The organism is Nitrosomonas eutropha, assembly GCF_003201195.1.
GTDB lineage: Bacteria > Pseudomonadota > Gammaproteobacteria > Burkholderiales > Nitrosomonadaceae > Nitrosomonas > Nitrosomonas eutropha.
Window position 1 is genome coordinate 26,795 of sequence record NZ_QICQ01000005.1, and the last position, 16,671, is coordinate 43,465.

A 16,671-nucleotide genomic window follows, 5' to 3' on the forward strand; every position below is an offset into this window, starting at 1 on the left:
GTAATTCATTACTGTTGCATCTAAAAACGAACGGCTTGCTGTTTTTCCCTTACTCGCCATCCGCAACAAAAAAGAAAATGTGGTCGAGCAGTTTGTCGTCCATCATCCTTAAAGTACAACATAAAGCTACTTCTTTCGTTTTGCACATTTTTTTGCATCAGGTATGCTGCCATATACTGAAGACGCCGATTTAATTCGAATCCTGAATCTTCTCCATCCTGACAAACTGACTGAATCATCATGGATCACAACATTCATCGTCCACGCACATTAATTCTCCCGCCCGTACCCTACGCTGCAGCCATACTCGCCGGCTGGTGGATCGATCGTAACATTCAAGCACTCCACTGGGGCTGGAGTACGGCAACTCAACCACTCGGTTGGCTGGGCATAATCGCTGGATTGGCGCTGCTTACATGGACAGCCATCACACTCTGGCGCTATCGAACTACCGTCAACCCCTATAAAGCAGCCTCCAGCCTGTGCACTACCGGGCCATTCCGTTACAGCCGCAACCCGATTTATCTCGGCGACTGGTTAATTTTCATCGGCACCTCAATACTACTGTCAACCTGGTGGCCTCTATTCTTCGCACCGCTGATCTGGGCAATGTTACGCTACGGCGTCATCCGCCATGAAGAAGCGCACCTCGAAGCCAGATTCGGAGATGCCTATCGGGACTACAAAACCAGAGTACGACGCTGGCTCTAAGGTACCCTTAAAGCATATCTCCACCTCGACAAACTACACCCTTCCGGCTCACTTTTACACAAACACCTACTTCATCCTCACCCGCTGTACATAAAATCCCTGATATTGCGAACGTAAACGGCGCGAAGTAATCCAGAAACGATATTAACAGAATGTGTAAAGTCGCTTTCGTTCTTGCCGATATGGTGTCTCAGCGTCGCCACAGCTTAATTAACGATCTTGTGAACACAACAAGTGCACGGAGAAAAAAGCGCTGTCTTTACGAGATGACGCACTAAAGTAATCCAAAGGCAACAGGAAAATTGGCAATGGTAAAAATTGACGAAATAACACAGATCACACCAAGGGTATAGATTATGCTTTCATCACCAGGAATTGGTTCGGGGCTAGATATCAGTGGGATTATCAGCAAATTGATGCAGGTTGAACAGCGCCCGCTCACTCAGCTTAATACTAAGGAAGCCAAACAACAGGCACAGCTTTCTGCCTTTGGTAGTCTAAAAAGTGCCTTATCGTCGTTTCAAGAAAGTGTAAAGGCGCTGGCAAAACCCGCATTATTCACCGGCTTTAAGGCCACATTGACAGATACGACAGTGGCCACAGTAAGTACATCTGCCAAAGTAGCAGCAGGTGTGCACGAAATTGAAGTGCAATCACTGGCGCAGGCGCAAAAAATCAAATCAGAAGCTTTTGTCACGACAGATACGATAATCGGTAACGGTACGCTGACTATTGCATTCGGCACCTATAACGAAGACGATACGTTTACCGCCAATACAGAGAAGGCTGCTAAAACTATTACGATTGATCCAGCCAAATCCACACTAAGTGATATTCGCAACACGATCAATGAAGCAAATACCGGAGTAACGGCAAGCATCGTTAACGATGGCAACGGGAACCGACTGGTAATTGCTTCCAGAGATACCGGATTAACCAATGCACTGAAAATTACGGTAGACGATGCAGATGGCAATCACACCAATAACACCGGGTTATCAAAGCTGGCGTTTGATGCGTCATCTACTGGTGGCGTTACCAACATGGCCGAGGCGGTACCAGCAAAAAATGCGAAAATGAAGATTGATGGCATAGCGGTGGAAAAATCTTCCAACACTATTAATGATGCACTGGAAGGCGTAACGTTCAATCTGCTCAAGGCCAATCCAGGCACAAACATGACACTGACAGTGGAGCAGGATAAGGCCAGTGTAGAAACAGCGGTAAAGGCGTTTGTCACAGCATACAACGAACTGGAGAAAAGCATTGGTAATCTCTCTCGTTACGATACCGCCAACAAACAGGCCTCAGTATTAACCGGGGACTCCACTGTGAGAATGGTGCAAAACAGGGTACGAGCCATGCTGACCGGCAACCAATCAGCTGTCGGGGGAATCAATTCACTATCCGAACTAGGTATCAGCTTCCAAAAAGATGGCACATTAAAACTGGACAACGGCAAACTGAGCGCAGTATTGGTTGATCCGGACAAGAACGTGGCTGCATTTTTTTCCACACAGACAATGGAAGGAACAGAAGGTTTTGCTACCCAGCTGGATCAGCTGCTCGATGGCATGGCAAGAAGCGATGGCCTGATCAACAACCGCATGGACGGCATTAACAGCACAATCAAAGGCATCGGCAGACAGCGCGAGGCACTGGAACATCGTCTGGGGGAAGTAGAAAAACGCCTGCGAGCGCAATTCACCGCGCTGGATTCGATGGTTGCCAGCATGACTCAGACCAACAATTACCTGCAGCAGCAATTGGCAAATTTGCCCAAGATTGGCGACAAATAATCGCGCCAGATAACGATCATTAACCAATATTCTCATTTCGAAAAGGAGAAAACGATCATGTTCATTGAATCACCTGGCCGAGCGATCAAGAACTATCAGAGTGTCGGAGTTGAATCCGGCGTGGCATCTGCCGATCCACACAAGCTGATCGTGATGTTGTTTGAAGGCGCACGGCAGGCGTTAGATTGCGGCCGACTATACATGCAGCAACATAGAATTGCTGCCAAAGGGGAGATGATCTCCAAGGCGATTATGATTATCGATCACGGCCTGAAAGCCAGCCTGGACAAAACAGCAGGCGGAGAACTGGCCACGCGGCTCGATCAGCTCTACGACTACATGACCACCCGACTGCTTACCGCCAACCTTCAGAATGATCCGGCCATCATCGAAGAAGTCAGCCAGCTGCTGGGCGAATTGCAAGAAGCCTGGGCTTCCATTGAAAAGCAACCTGTAGGCAAAATAGATACAAAAGTAGCTGTCAACACGATGATTGAACAAACAGTTGAAACAGGTGCAACTATATGAATCTCAACAACTCATCCAAACCTCCACCGGATGACAGCAACGACGGTATGCAAATGATCACCGCGTATGAAGCAATCCTGACAATCACCAACCAGATGCTGCAAGCAGCAAAAAACAGCGACTGGGATAAACTGGTGGCACTGGAGCACGATTGTAAGTACCTGACCAATCGACTGATGGAACAGCACACCCGGCAGCCATTAAGTGAAACTCAACAGAAAAAAAAAATTGACCTTATCCAGCAGATACTCGCTCGTGATGCTGAAATCCGCACCATCACCGAACCTCGAATGACACACCTGCAAAATATGCTGACCAACCACGACCACAAACGAAAACTGGGACAGACTTACCAGACAGATACATAATGATATTCTGGATCACCACGTACATTTGGCTAAACAACAGATCCTTACGAAACAAGGACTCTATGGTCGAAAGCAGAAATAACAGGCAATAAGTGGAGAAGACGAGCCTGTAAAGCTTTTTGTGTAAACACCTTTGCCGGTTAATTACAGATGACCATTTAGTCAGTCACCAGATTCGATCATAAAGCGGTTTATGGCAGGCTTCCAATCCCGAATGGACGCATGGGGCTGAAATGAATACGGCTGACTGAAGAATATCCGTTTTATCGGGATCCTTCAGCCAGCCATAAAGAGCCGTAGTCAGAACACAAAATTACTGCCAGCAGTATATCTTTACTACTGCCGACACCAGGTTGCCAGATCAGATCAATGATCATGCTCTGTCTTTACATCTTTCAATTTTTTGATCTGTTCAGGCGTCAATATGCTGCGAATAGCTTTTCGCTCTTCAATATGGTGGGCAACCATTTCATTGAAGCTATCAACAAGATCCTGCCCCAGTTTGCGTAAAGTTTCTTCATCAACGGCGGGTTGAGCAACCGCTTTACGGAAAGCTTTCATGCTTTCTTTCATTTTCTTTTTAAGATGATCATGCACTTTAGGATCTTCTTTCAGATGAATGCGTACGATTTTGCCAAGCTGTTCATCGGAAAGACCAAGTGCTTCCGCTTGCCTCACAACATTATGTGCATAGCTGTGATGATGGTGCTCATGATCGGCCTTGTCTCCTCGATCATATCCTTCCTTATCTTTACTCTTATCTTTTCCCTTGCACTTTCCCTTTTCTTGTTTCGCCTGATCTCCCTGATTATGGCCATCATGATCTGAATGGCCTGCATCACTTCCGCCTTTTTCTCTACCCTTTCCTTGTTCTTCCTGGGCCCTACCTTCTCCTTCCTTGCTCTGGTTTTGTTGAGCTTGTGCCAGGATAAGGGTAACTGCTTCTCCTCGTTGGATTAATGTTTCAGCAACCGGAGAAACAGCTGTTGCCGTGGTAGCGGGAATGGCAAATAAAGCGCCGATGAGGATTGATAATCCGGTCAATCTGATATTCATATTACTTCTCCTGTTGTAAATAAAATTACAAATATTTAGACAATCTGTCTTGCGCAAAGTTTATGAAAAAACCCGGAAACTCTCTCCGCGCAATCTATTTCTATTATCCTACAACCGGGATTTTCCTATTCTACTCCCCTCACATGGTAATTCTTGACATGGAATCCGAAAAAATAATTGAAGAACGCCTGAAAGCATTACGTTCAACCATTGCGTTGCATGACTTTCATTACTACGTGCAGGATGCGCCAATTATTCCAGATGCAGATTACGACAAGCTTTTTCGCACCTTGCAACAACTGGAACAGCAATATCCGCATCTGATCACACCGGATTCACCTACCCAGCGGGTGGGTGCTCCCCCGCTAAAAGTATTTGCTCGGCTCACTCACCAGACACCCATGTTGTCACTGACCAATGCTTTTACAGAAGATGAGGCCATTGCCTTTGATAAGCGCATTCGTGAAGCGCTGAATGTGGATCAGGTTAACTACGCAGTTGAACCCAAATTTGATGGACTGGCTGTCAGCCTGGTTTATACAAATGGAATATTGACAAACGGAGCCACCCGGGGAGATGGTTATACCGGGGAAGATATCACACTGAATCTGCGCACAATTCCATCCATACCCTTGCGCCTGCAGACAGCCACTGTCACTGATCAGTTCGAGGTACGTGGCGAAGTGGTTATGTTGAAAGCAGACTTTGAGCATCTCAATGAACAACAGCGAAACAAGGGGGAGAAGCTCTTTGCCAATCCACGTAATGCCGCTGCCGGCTCGCTACGTCAGTTGGATTCCAATATCACCGCTGCACGCAAACTGACTTTCTTTGCTTATGATGCCGTGCTCTCTCATAAAGATCAGCCGTTTTTTTCCAAACATAGCGAAATACTAGATTATCTTAAATCACAACAGTTTCTGGTGGCGCAGCAAAATGGTACGACAACGGGCGTGGCTGGACTATTAACCTATTACCATGAAATGGGTGCCTTACGCTTATCCCTTCCCTATGAAATTGACGGTGTGGTGTACAAAGTCGATAATCTGACGCAACAGGAAACACTTGGTTATGTCTCACGTGCTCCCCGTTTTGCTATTGCACATAAATTCCCGGCGCAAGAAGCCAGTACCGAATTACTGACAATCGAAATCCAGGTGGGAAGAACCGGTGCCCTGACGCCGGTTGCACGCCTGGCCCCGGTATTTGTGGGGGGAGTAACAGTTACCAATGCCACTCTGCACAACGAAGATGAAGTTCAACGCAAACAGATCATGATCGGCGATACCGTCATCGTGCGCCGGGCGGGCGATGTCATCCCGGAAGTGGTGGCGGTAATACCGGAACAGCGCCCTGCGCACGCCCAACCGTTCATCATGCCGGATCATTGCCCGGTATGCGGATCAAAAGCGGCACGTCTACCAGGTGAAGCAGTGACCCGCTGTACCGGAGGTTTATATTGTCCAGCTCAGCGTAAACAGGCAATCTGGCATTTTGCTTCCCGCCGTGCCCTTGATATTGATGGATTGGGGGAAAAACTGATTGATCAATTAATTGACCGCGAACTGGTGCATACCCCTGCCGATCTGTATAAACTGAACATTGATACGCTCGCGAGCCTGGAACGCATGGCTGAAAAATCCGCACGCAACCTCGTTACCGCAATTGAACACAGCAAAAAAACTACGTTGCCGCGTTTTATTTATGCGCTGGGTATTCGTCATGTTGGTGAAGCGACTGCCAAGGCGCTTGCTAACCAGGCAAGCCATCTCGATCAGCTGATGACTCTGGATATTGAACAGTTACAACAAATCCCGGATGTCGGCCCGATAGTTGCGCAAAGTATTATAGATTTTTTTTCTGAAGCACATAACCGGGAAGTGATCAGACAACTGCTTGATAGCGGGTTGCAGTGGGAAATACCAAACCATGGCGTACAACAATCAGAACAAACCAATTCAGCTGTTTCCGGTAAAACCTTCGTTCTGACCGGAACTTTGCCAACCATGACGCGCGATCAGGCCAAAATCAAAATTGAACAACAAGGCGGCAAGGTAACCGGCAGCGTTTCATCTGCCACCAGTTATGTCGTTGCGGGATCAGATCCCGGCAGCAAGTACGCTAAAGCAATCGGGTTAGGCATTTCTGTACTGGATGAAGATCAGCTACTGTCACTGCTGCAAAATATCTCGACAGGTGCACAACAGTAAGGTAATTGATCAATAACAATCTTCTTGATTGCAGTTATCTTCTCTTGCACGCGTATTACGCGTACGTAGCCAGTTATAATATAAGTGTAAAAAAATAACTTATTACCATCAGGATCAATATGATTGCAATTATCGGCGGCAGACGTATGAACAAACTGGCCGGCCTAGAAGTTACCCATCGTCAGGTCATAAGGACCCCTTATGGAGAACCGTCCGGTTCATTGATTTTTGGCACGATCTGCGAGCACGAAGTTGTTTTTCTGTCCCGGCACGGCCATGGTATTACCATTCCGCCGCACATGGTCAACTATCGTGCCAACATCTGGGCACTGCATACCCAGCAAGTCAAAAAAATCATTGCTGTTACATCAGTTGGCAGTATCCGTAAAGATATGGAACCTGGAAAAATCGTCATTCCTGACCAGATTATTGATTACACCCATAGCCGGGAAGCTACTTTTCATGATCGATCTGACAAAGCCATCACCAATACAGATTTTACACAACCCTATTGCCCTATTGCACGCGACTGTCTCCTAAAGGCTGCACAGGATGCGGGTGAATCAGTTATTGATGGAGGTGTTTATGCTGCAACCGAGGGCCCCAGATTTGAAACAGCAGCAGAAATCAATCGTCTGGAACGTGATGGGGCAGATATAGTTGGGATGACGGGTATGCCGGAGGCAATTCTCACGCGGGAATTAGGTATTTCCTACGCGACCATTGCCGCCATTGCTAATCATGCAGCCGGACGCGGGGAAAGCAAACAAGCTATCCCGCTGCAAGCTGCGCACAAGGCACTGGAAGATGCGATGATGAATGTCAGAAATATATTGGAGCATCTGGTAAGGAATAATGATGATTAAACCCGTATTAAAAATGGGGGACCCACGCCTGTTGCAGCCTGCGCAGAGAATTGAGCAATTTGACACACCTGTACTCAAAGAATTATTGCAGGACATGCAAGATACGATGGCTGCACTCAATGGCGCCGGGCTCGCTGCCCCGCAAATCGGCATAAGCTTGCAAGTAGTCATCTTCGGGATAGAACACTCTCCGCGCTATCCGGATGTTGAAAGTGTGCCATTTACCGTGCTGATCAACCCCATACTCACCCCATTGACCGAAGAACAGGAAGAAGACTGGGAGGGTTGTCTGAGTATTCCGGGCATGCGCGGACTGGTTCCCCGCTACACTCACTTACGCTATCAGGGGGTGGATGAAACCGCTACTCCCATCGACAGAACAGTCGCCGGGTTTCATGCGCGCGTGGTACAGCATGAATGTGACCACCTGAATGGGATACTCTATCCTATGCGAATCAATGATCTGCGAAAATTCGGTTATACCGATACACTATTCCCAGGCCAGACAATCGCAGAAGACTGATTCATTCTTTGCACTACCTTGTTAATAAGGTTTGACCACAACCAAGATAACAATCGCAAACAGCGCCAGTACCGGCAATTCATTGAACCAGCGGTAGTAAACATGGCCATGCCGGTTACGATCATGCTTGAAATCGACCAGCAACTTCCCGCAGTAGAAATGGTAAGCGATCAGCAAAACCACCAGTACCAGCTTGGTGTGCAGCCACCCTCCAGAAAAACCGTAACCAAGCCATAACCACGAACCAAAAATGATCGTCAATAACCCACCTGGGGTCATAATGCCATAATAGAGCTTGCGCTCCATTACCTTGAACCGATCTATGCCCGCCTCATCCGTACACATGGCGTGATAAACAAACAACCTGGGCAAATAAAACAACCCGGCAAACCAGGTCACCATAGAAATGATATGTAACGATTTAATCCAGAGCATTGTGAAATATCAGGTTTAAAATCAGAAGAAGTCAGGGACCGGAAAAGTTTTAAGTAATCAGTACGATCGCTTGCCCTTGAATCCGGATAATTATTTTACACAAACAGAAACATTTCATATTTATCCAGAGATTTTTGATATGACCGTACACTCCAATAATTATAGAGAATTGTCTACCCGGCTACTGCAAAAGAACTGGATGTTTTAACGTTATAACCTGAATCTGAATCACTGAAATCTGCGGCAGATAACAGACACGAAATACCGGATAAAAACCCATGATAATCAGCCATAGCAGCAGACATTTATCCTTCAGCACAAAAGTACTGACTGTTCTCGTCCTACTTATCACTTATGGATCACTTTACCCAGGAAATTTCACACACGCCGCTCCTGGAGCACTTGAACAATTTTTTATAAATCCGGGATGGACAACGTCCATCGGTGACATATTAGGCAATATCGTACTATTTCTCCCGCTTGGCATTGCCGGAGAACGAGTAATCCACTCGCAAAACAAGATACCCGGTTTATTGTTATTAACCATAATCAGCTTTATATTCTCACTGATTCTACAAATCCTGCAAATATGGTTACCTACCCGATCCGCAGCATTAGTGGATGTATTCTGGAACATAACAGGCCTGTTCACAGGAATCGGAGTAAGTGTCCTGATAAAACAGATATCCTTATTATGGCCAGGCAGGCAGTCTTTCCCGGGTGGCAAGGCTGCCATCCCTTTAGCAATATTATTGCTCTGGTTATGCAGTGAATTATTACCTCTCGTTCCATCCCTGGACTGGCAAAAATTCAAGGATGCTGTCAAACCCCTGCAAACACTTGACTTCAGTTTCTCCTCTATCTGGATACATGCAGCAAGCATCATAACAGCCGGAAGCATACTTTCTTTACTGGCCCCAAAACCCCTAGTCTGGCTGACAGGAGCACTACTATTCATTCTGGCCGGAAAAATTACGATTGTAAATCAGCTCCTTGACACATCAACCATATCGGGGTTACTGGCGGGTTATCTGGCAAGCGTTTTGTTACTGAAAACCAGTCCACACACCAGGATAGTCGTCGCTTTCTGGTCGCTACTGACTGCTTGGACTATTCATGCCCTGACACCTTTCTCCTTCACGATAGGTGGCACTTTCAATTTTATCCCCTTCGCCACCATGCTTGAGGGCTCCATGCTTACCAATGCTATGGCATTGGTTCTGTCTCTTTACATCTATTCTGCCCTGTTATGGTTCGCTCCATATACCGGTGGAAATTTTCGTGGCATAGTCCTGGCACTGGTCTTCTGGTCGATAGTCATCGAACTGATTCAAATGGCGTTATTAGGGCGTAATGCAGATATTACCGAGCCACTACTGATCGGACTGATTGCATGGGGGTTGGGTGAATCCAGACAACTTGAGTGCCGTATTGAAATACCTCATCCCATAGCTAACCCTGTACCGGACAAGCCCATTCCATTCACACCCCACTCTCACCGGACTGATTCCCCTACAAATCTGTCTTTATTCAGTGCATGGATTCCCGTAATTCTTTTGTCAATGGGAGCTACAAGCCTGCTCTGGCTGATCTTGCACTTGCCCCAAATACCTTACAACCTCAAAGAGCTATTTCTGTTTGATGGCAATATATTATTTATATTCATTTTTATTCTGACACTACTATGGATCGGAGCAGGAGCCGCATGGATCAGCTCCAGAATACTTTCCAGCACCAGACCCTTTATAAGCTTGCCAGGATGGGTACTCACAGTCAGTCTTATCAGCCTGGGGTTACTTTCAATCAGCGTAACCCAGGAAAGTATTGCCGATATCACTGGATCGAACAATATTTACTGGTTCGTTATTAACAAAGACATCTGGGGGGAAGGCTGGCGACATATCTTTGAATGGCTTGGGCCAACATTGATTTCCACACTGGAAAGACCAGTTCGCTATACAGCGCTGTATGCACCCCTTGTCATCTTTCTGGCGCTGATTATCAGTTTCTTCAGCCTACGTAAACAGCGTGCACAAGTCACAAGAAAAATGCTTATTCTGGTTATCAGCGCGCTACCCTGGCTCTGGCTGGCCAAAACCATCACCTTTAGCTGGTCCTCAACTGACAACCTGAATGAGTTAATCGCCCGCACTGGTGCCATAGGTATGGGAGGAGGTTTTTATCTTTACGTTCTACTCTTTGTTCTCTGCGTTAACGCCATCATACTTGTCAATCTATCCGGTAACGTTATGGAATGGATCTTAGGGATAGTACTATCCCTCATAATGCTGCCAATAGGATGGTGGCTACTCTCTCTTGGGCTGGAGTCCGAAGTGCATAAATATGGATATATTTTTTCCGGCCCCCAATTTCTGCTTGGCCCTGATCGTAAGCAAATTCTGCCCGAAGCAGAATTATTTACCCGCTGGTGCCTGGTACAAACCGGTTTCATTATCATTATCAGCTCAGGCATACGCAGTTTCAGCAGAATAACCCGGCAATATATGTGATCACTTTCTTCTAATCACGATAAAGTGTTCCCCAATGAGGAATGAATTGGTATAATTGCCGCCTTCGGGTCGTTAGCTCAGCCGGTAGAGCAGCGGACTTTTAATCCGTTGGTCGCGCGTTCGAATCGCGCACGGCCTACCAGACACAGGCACTTGGTCAGAAAATGGGCAAGTGCCTTTTTTATTGTTCAGATTTATTCATGCTTCGAGGTAATCTGGTGCGGTATTCTTGCACTGATTGTTACAAACCGTAACCTCGTTCTCCACAACAAACCCATATCCCCCTGCCCATGTTTCTTATCGACTTCATTATCCATATTGATAGCCACCTGCGGGAGCTCGTCTTGGAATATGGAATATGGGTCAATGGCATTCTCTTTCTGATCATTTTTTGTGAAACCGGGCTGGTTGTATTTCCTTTTTTGCCTGGTGATTCCTTGCTGTTTGCTGCAGGATCACTCGCATCGATACAAGGATCACAGCTTAATCCCCATATCCTGTTTGCCGGGTTATGCCTGGCTGGTATTTTGGGTGACAGCCTTAATTACTGGATAGGTCAAGAATTCGGGCTAAAGGTTTTTACCCCGGAGAAGTTTCGCTTCCTTAAACAGGAGCATCTTGATAAGACGCATGCCTTTTATCTCAAATACGGTGGCAAAACGATTATCATCGCGCGCTTTATCCCTATCATCCGTACTTTTGCTCCATTTGTGGCCGGTATTGGCACTATGCCTTATCGCACCTTTCTTACTTACAACATCATTGGTGCTGCGCTGTGGGTCGGGATATTTGTTTACGCTGGATTTTATTTTGGGCAACTCCCATTTATACAAAGAAACTTCAAGCTGGTTATTGTTGCGATCATTATTTTATCGATCATCCCACCTGTAATTGAATACCTTAAACATCGCTACGGAAAGAACAAACCAGACCAAGGTTGACCTGCCCTGTTCAAACATGCCGGATAATGAGGACTTCATGATGCCATCCGTCGGCTGGAATTCCCCAGTAGAGAAGGCAGAATAACAAGCGTACAGATCAGGGTAAATGCCAGCCCGACGGTAAGCAACGTGCCCATGCTGGCCGTTCCTTTATGTGGTGAAAACATGAGGCTGGCAAAATCAACCAGCGCGGTCAACGCACTGTAAAAGATAGCTCGTACCGTACTGGTATGGATCAAAATTTCGCTGCCAACCTGGTTATCCATGCTGCGATGTACCATGTGCAAGCTGCTGTCAATCCCCAGACCCAACAAAAGTGGTAGAGCAATGATATTAGCGAAGTTGAATGGTGTATCCAGCAAGACAGTAAAAATGCCGATAAATATGCTGGATAACAACAGTGGAATCAATACCAGTACGGTATATTTTATGCTGCGCAGCATGAGCAGAAGCGCAATTACCACCCCCACAAAAGTCAGTGAGAATGCCTGAATAAATGCATCGATTACCGCATTGCCTGCTTCCAGACTGATTACAGGTATCCCGGTTACATGCGGTGCCACTTGCTGCACCGATCTGACAAAACGGCGCAATGACTCATTATCACCAATATCATCAGACGGATATACGGCAACAAGATATTCCCCTGTATGACTGTGCCAGCGACTGGCCAGTGGCACGGGCAGCTCCTGTTCACCGAAAGGAGTAGCTTCAATCAGATTGTATAAACGCTGAAGCGCAACAGACAGTGTGGACAGCAGGTTTTCTTCCAGCAACTGTAGTAATTTATCCTGCTCATCCGGATCTGCCTTGTTTAGCCGGTGAAGCAACGATCCCACTGAATTCCTGAGTGCCAATGCAGAAGCTAAAATGGAGGAATCTGGATAACCCACAGTAAAACGTTCTAACGTAGCATGCAGAGAGGCGAGCACCTGCTGTTGTTGTGATGCTGTTTGCTTAACCGCGGATGGCGTTGTCATTGACAGTTCCGGGCCGATGATAAGTGACATTTCTTCAATTGCAGCCAGCTTTTCTTCCTGCTCGGATGGCACAAAATCCTTAATTGAAACCACTTTACTTACTTCTGGCAGTTTGCTCAGATTTTCTTTCAACTGTTGAATTTCATTGCGATCTTCAGTTAGCACAACCGCATACCACGGTGAATGATCGGGTGATGCCAGCAATTCCCGGAAAGTCTGAACAGCCTCCCCCTTTGGATCCTGCATATTGAGCAGGTTATAGTCAAACCTGATTTGTGGCCACAATACTGCTGCCAACAACAACACTAAACAAACAAAAATGTGTGTCAATTTTCGCCACTTCAGCGAAACCTCAAGTACTTTACCCAACATTTTCCTGCCGTTGGGTTTAACAGCTGATTGCCCCGATAAATAGCGCAGCAGTGCCGATCCGACAATAAAAGTAACCACCAGACTGATCAGCATGCCCGTACCTGAGATAATCCCAAGCTCTGCCACTCCGCTGTAACTGGTGGGGATGAATGCATAAAAGCCAATGGCATTTGCAACCGTACAGGCAGTCAGCGCAACCCCGGCTTCGCCACCCGCCCGATATACAGCGGTTTTTGTGAGCAAACCACTTTCTTGCATTTCCCGATAACGAAGCAGAAAGTGAATAGCAAAATCTGCCCCCAGGCCGATATACAACACCGCAAAAGCAATGGAAATCACATTCAGCTGACCAATAGCAACCGTTGCGAACGCGGCTGTCAGCACTAAACCCGCCACCAGACAAATCAGTACAGCTATAGTCATACCAACCGTATACATAGCCGAATAAAGTACTGCACCCACCATGATGAATGTAACGACCCCGGCAATTTCCATCCCATCCAGCGAGCTCTTGAGTTCCTCATCAGCCAACGCCATGTCCCCGGTAATACGCAACTGAATTGGCCCGTCGTCGGTCAAACCTGCTTCTTCTGCGGCTGCGCGCACCGCCATAACAGGTTGCTTGCTCGGAAGCAGCTCTGAATAGTCCGGGATGGGTTTGACAATAATTATTTCCTGATAACTAGCCTTTAACGGTTCGCCACGAAATAATGTCTGCCATGATAGGGGGCGCGATTTGCCAGTAAGCTGTGCATCGATAGTCTCGCTCACTCCCTGGAAAACCGACTCCAACTCCAGGTGCTGGCCTTTGTTTAATTCATCAGTCGCTTGCGTGAGTAGCGTGATAAATGTGTGCAGTGTGGGGTTCCGGGTAATTTGCGCAATCAGCGGCTGAGCTTCAGCCAAATGATCCGTGATGCGTTCCAGTTGAGGAATATCTTCATAGAGCAATCCGTTACGCCCAAAAAAATCTTCTACGCCTGGCGCATAAACATCGGAAAAATTTTTGTTATCTTTTTTCAGGAGTGCTACCAGCCGGTGTGCTGTGGAATAAGCCTGCTCGGGGGTAGGAGCACTGAGTACCAACAACAGAATATTCGTGTCCTGAGGAAAAGCCTGGTCGTACTTTTCACTGTTGATACGAAACGGCAAATGCTCAGAAAGCATATCCGTTGTATCAGTATTCATGCCAAGATTACGAGTGGTATATACCGCGCTTATCGCAACAAAAATAAATGAGATTAATAAAACCCAGAGAGCATGGCGATAGCAGAAGCTGGTACAAGAGGCAAAGATCTTATAGGTTCTACTATGTGAAGATTCCATTATTTTCCGCTATTGCTCCAAATCAAATGCTGCATTTCATATCTTTCATACCGGGCGGTATTTTAGTGCAGTTTTGATAAACATACAGATTGATCCTGTCTTTTATCGGGGTTCAAAGTGAATATTGAATATTGAATATTGATAAGATGGATAGCAAATATTCAGTGGAAAAATATTTTCAGGAAAATGTGAGCCACATCCCAGACATCGTGGTCACGAGACACCCGCCCAGAGGGTGATACATCTAATTTGTACGGCGGCAAGGAAAGAAGAGGTGTTTTTGGCGTACCTTGTGGCAACGCCACTCCATCTTTTGAAATGAAGGAAAGCATTTTCGACAAGATGCCTCAGTTCATACAGCGCTTTATCATTAGACGTTTTTATCTTTCGATCCTTTTTGGGCGGGATAACAATTTCCATCTTCTGTTTTTTCGCCAGATCAATGATTGCATTACTATCATAGCCACGATCTGCCAACAGGTAATCTGCACCAACTTCTTCAATCAGGTACCTAACTTGCGTGCAATCAGTAGTGACACCTGGTGTAACAAGGATTTTGACCAGCATACCATGCGCATCCACGGCCAGATATATTTTGGTGTTGAGTCCCTTTTTGTCCAGCTCATATCCTGCCACCTCTGGCTCCGCTGGCATGTGGATGAACTTTACAGTGGCTAGCATCAATCATCAGCTATTCATAATCCAGATCATCCATCAGAATTTCCAGCAATTTTTCCCAAATATCTTCGTCACGCAACAGTTTTGATGAAATTGAGGAGTTCACACATACCGATATTCAGGCTGAAGTATTTGTACAGGGAGCCCCAAATAAATTTGGAGCTCTCTGTATTATTGAAAAGTGGCCCGCTTGGAAAAACCAGAGGCAAGCTTGTTTAGCCGTTGCTGTTGATAAGTAAATTGGGTGGAGGTCCCATCGGCTCGAATGTTTTTAACAAAGGAATATCTTCTTTGCTTATCCAGTGGATATCCGTATCAAACGTACCTTGTGGTCCCCAGCTACCGGTAAACTTCTTGCCATCGGGCGTAAAAGTCCAGCACATTTCTTCTCCCGAGGTATTGATAACATCACCAAGATTGACCGGCTCTTGCCACTCACCCTTTTCATCCTGATGAGCAATCCACATATCATGCCCGCCCCGCGAACCCAGATTTGTCCGCATACTGGTAAGAACCAGACTTTTGCCATCTTTTGACAAGCCAGTCCAGTGCATGTGGTCGCGCTGCGGAGAATTTATTTTCGATCCCAAGCTTACCGGCTTTTGCCATACACCATCTTTTTTCTCAACTTTCCAGATATCACTCTCCTGAGTTACCCCAGGCTGGCTGTAGTTAAAATAAATTAGACTATCAGAGGCAATAATCGGGCAGTGTTCTTCGCCAGTTGATGTATTGATACTGGGAAGCTCCGGCACATCATTCCAGTTTTTGGGTGCTTGCCATACGCCGTTCACTCTCTGAACAACATAAAGATCCCCCGACAACAGGTTGTCCGGCTCATATCTCGTAAAATAAATAACATTTCCGTCATCTGAAAGACTTGGCTCTAACTCCCAGGCTGTAGTATTGATATTAGGGCCTACAGTCGGATCAATATCGGGGCCAAGATGAACAGGTTCCTGCCATATACCATCTATATTATGAGACATCCATATATCAAAGTTATAGGCACTGCCCGGTGATTTGATACTACCTTCGCGCGTTGAAACGAAAATAGCTGTTTTGCCATCCGCACTGTAGGTTATCTCTATTTCAGTACCGGGCGAGTTAATAGGAGCCCCCATACTTTTTGATGCGGCTGGTGGCTCAGCTACACCTTCTGCTCCATGCATACCAGGCATGGCATAAGCCAGATTGCTGGCCAGCATTAGAATCGGTAGTGTGGAACAAAGTTTTATAACAGAGTTATCTCTCATTCTGCTTCTCCTCTCCGGACAAAAGTAAACCAATCGTTCTCTTTTTGAGATTAGGAGGGTATATGATGAATTACTGGAGTGTCAAGATAAAGAAATAGAACCGCTGTTCGCT

General features: G+C 46.3%; 13 protein-coding genes, 1 tRNA gene and 1 pseudogene. 10 read left to right on the forward strand and 5 right to left on the reverse strand.

All coding sequences use genetic code 11. From position 1 onward, the window contains the following. Positions 1-240: 240 nt before the first annotated feature. From C8R14_RS02915 to C8R14_RS02930, 4 genes are all read left to right on the forward strand, one after another. Positions 241-711, forward strand: coding sequence for a methyltransferase family protein (locus tag C8R14_RS02915; protein WP_011634035.1), 471 nt, complete (start codon positions 241-243; stop codon positions 709-711). A 356-nt stretch (positions 712-1,067) separates the two neighbouring features. Next, positions 1,068-2,510: a flagellar filament capping protein FliD gene (fliD, locus tag C8R14_RS02920; RefSeq protein ID WP_011634034.1), complete on the forward strand. Its 1,443-nt coding sequence runs from the start codon at positions 1,068-1,070 to the stop codon at positions 2,508-2,510. Positions 2,511-2,567: 57 nt separating this feature from the next. After that, positions 2,568-3,038 carry a flagellar export chaperone FliS gene (gene fliS / locus C8R14_RS02925; protein ID WP_011634033.1) on the forward strand — a complete coding sequence of 157 codons (471 nt, stop codon included), beginning with the start codon at positions 2,568-2,570 and terminating at the stop codon, positions 3,036-3,038. After that, positions 3,035-3,406: a flagellar protein FliT gene (locus tag C8R14_RS02930; RefSeq protein WP_011634032.1), complete on the forward strand. Its 372-nt coding sequence runs from the start codon at positions 3,035-3,037 to the stop codon at positions 3,404-3,406. Before fliS ends, C8R14_RS02930 begins: the two co-directional genes overlap by 4 nt. Positions 3,407-3,772: 366 nt before the next feature. Here C8R14_RS02930 and C8R14_RS02935 read toward each other — a convergent pair whose 3' ends face one another. After that, positions 3,773-4,462 carry a Spy/CpxP family protein refolding chaperone gene (locus tag C8R14_RS02935; protein ID WP_011634031.1) on the reverse strand — a complete coding sequence of 230 codons (690 nt, stop codon included), beginning with the start codon at positions 4,460-4,462 and terminating at the stop codon, positions 3,773-3,775. Positions 4,463-4,620: 158 nt separating this feature from the next. Between C8R14_RS02935 and ligA the strand changes: the two genes are divergently transcribed. From ligA to def, 3 genes are all read left to right on the forward strand, one after another. Then, the gene (gene ligA / locus C8R14_RS02940; protein WP_041353458.1) at positions 4,621-6,672 is read left to right on the forward strand and encodes an NAD-dependent DNA ligase LigA; all 2,052 of its coding nucleotides are present in this window, start codon (positions 4,621-4,623) and stop codon (positions 6,670-6,672) included. A gap of 119 nt (positions 6,673-6,791) precedes the next feature. Further along, positions 6,792-7,538, forward strand: coding sequence for an S-methyl-5'-thioinosine phosphorylase (locus C8R14_RS02945; RefSeq protein WP_011634029.1), 747 nt, complete (start codon positions 6,792-6,794; stop codon positions 7,536-7,538). After that, positions 7,528-8,061: a peptide deformylase gene (gene def, locus C8R14_RS02950; protein WP_041353457.1), complete on the forward strand. Its 534-nt coding sequence runs from the start codon at positions 7,528-7,530 to the stop codon at positions 8,059-8,061. Before C8R14_RS02945 ends, def begins: the two co-directional genes overlap by 11 nt. A gap of 21 nt (positions 8,062-8,082) precedes the next feature. On the opposite strand, the gene hemJ is transcribed toward def, so the two are convergent. After that, the gene (hemJ, locus tag C8R14_RS02955; protein WP_011634027.1) at positions 8,083-8,496 is read right to left on the reverse strand and encodes a protoporphyrinogen oxidase HemJ; all 414 of its coding nucleotides are present in this window, start codon (positions 8,494-8,496) and stop codon (positions 8,083-8,085) included. Positions 8,497-8,774: 278 nt separating this feature from the next. On the opposite strand from hemJ, the gene C8R14_RS02960 reads away from it, so the two are divergent. From C8R14_RS02960 to C8R14_RS02970, 3 genes are all read left to right on the forward strand, one after another. Further along, complete coding sequence (locus C8R14_RS02960) at positions 8,775-11,006, forward strand: VanZ family protein (protein ID WP_011634026.1); 2,232 nt, start codon at positions 8,775-8,777, stop codon at positions 11,004-11,006. A gap of 66 nt (positions 11,007-11,072) precedes the next feature. Further along, positions 11,073-11,148 (forward strand) — tRNA-Lys (locus tag C8R14_RS02965). Between the two features lie 148 nt (positions 11,149-11,296). Further along, a complete protein-coding gene (locus C8R14_RS02970; protein WP_011634025.1) occupies positions 11,297-11,947 on the forward strand; it encodes a DedA family protein in 651 nt (216 codons plus the stop codon). A gap of 35 nt (positions 11,948-11,982) precedes the next feature. Here C8R14_RS02970 and C8R14_RS02975 read toward each other — a convergent pair whose 3' ends face one another. From C8R14_RS02975 to C8R14_RS02985, 3 genes and pseudogenes are all read right to left on the reverse strand, one after another. Then, entirely contained in the window at positions 11,983-14,625 is a 2,643-nt protein-coding gene (locus tag C8R14_RS02975) for an MMPL family transporter (protein WP_011634024.1), read from the reverse strand. Positions 14,626-14,838: 213 nt separating this feature from the next. Continuing rightward, positions 14,839-15,379, reverse strand: a pseudogene (locus C8R14_RS02980) (IS5 family transposase); the annotation flags it as partial. 139 nt (positions 15,380-15,518) lie between these two features. After that, positions 15,519-16,559 carry a PD40 domain-containing protein gene (locus tag C8R14_RS02985; RefSeq protein ID WP_011634022.1) on the reverse strand — a complete coding sequence of 347 codons (1,041 nt, stop codon included), beginning with the start codon at positions 16,557-16,559 and terminating at the stop codon, positions 15,519-15,521. Positions 16,560-16,671 lie beyond the last annotated feature (112 nt).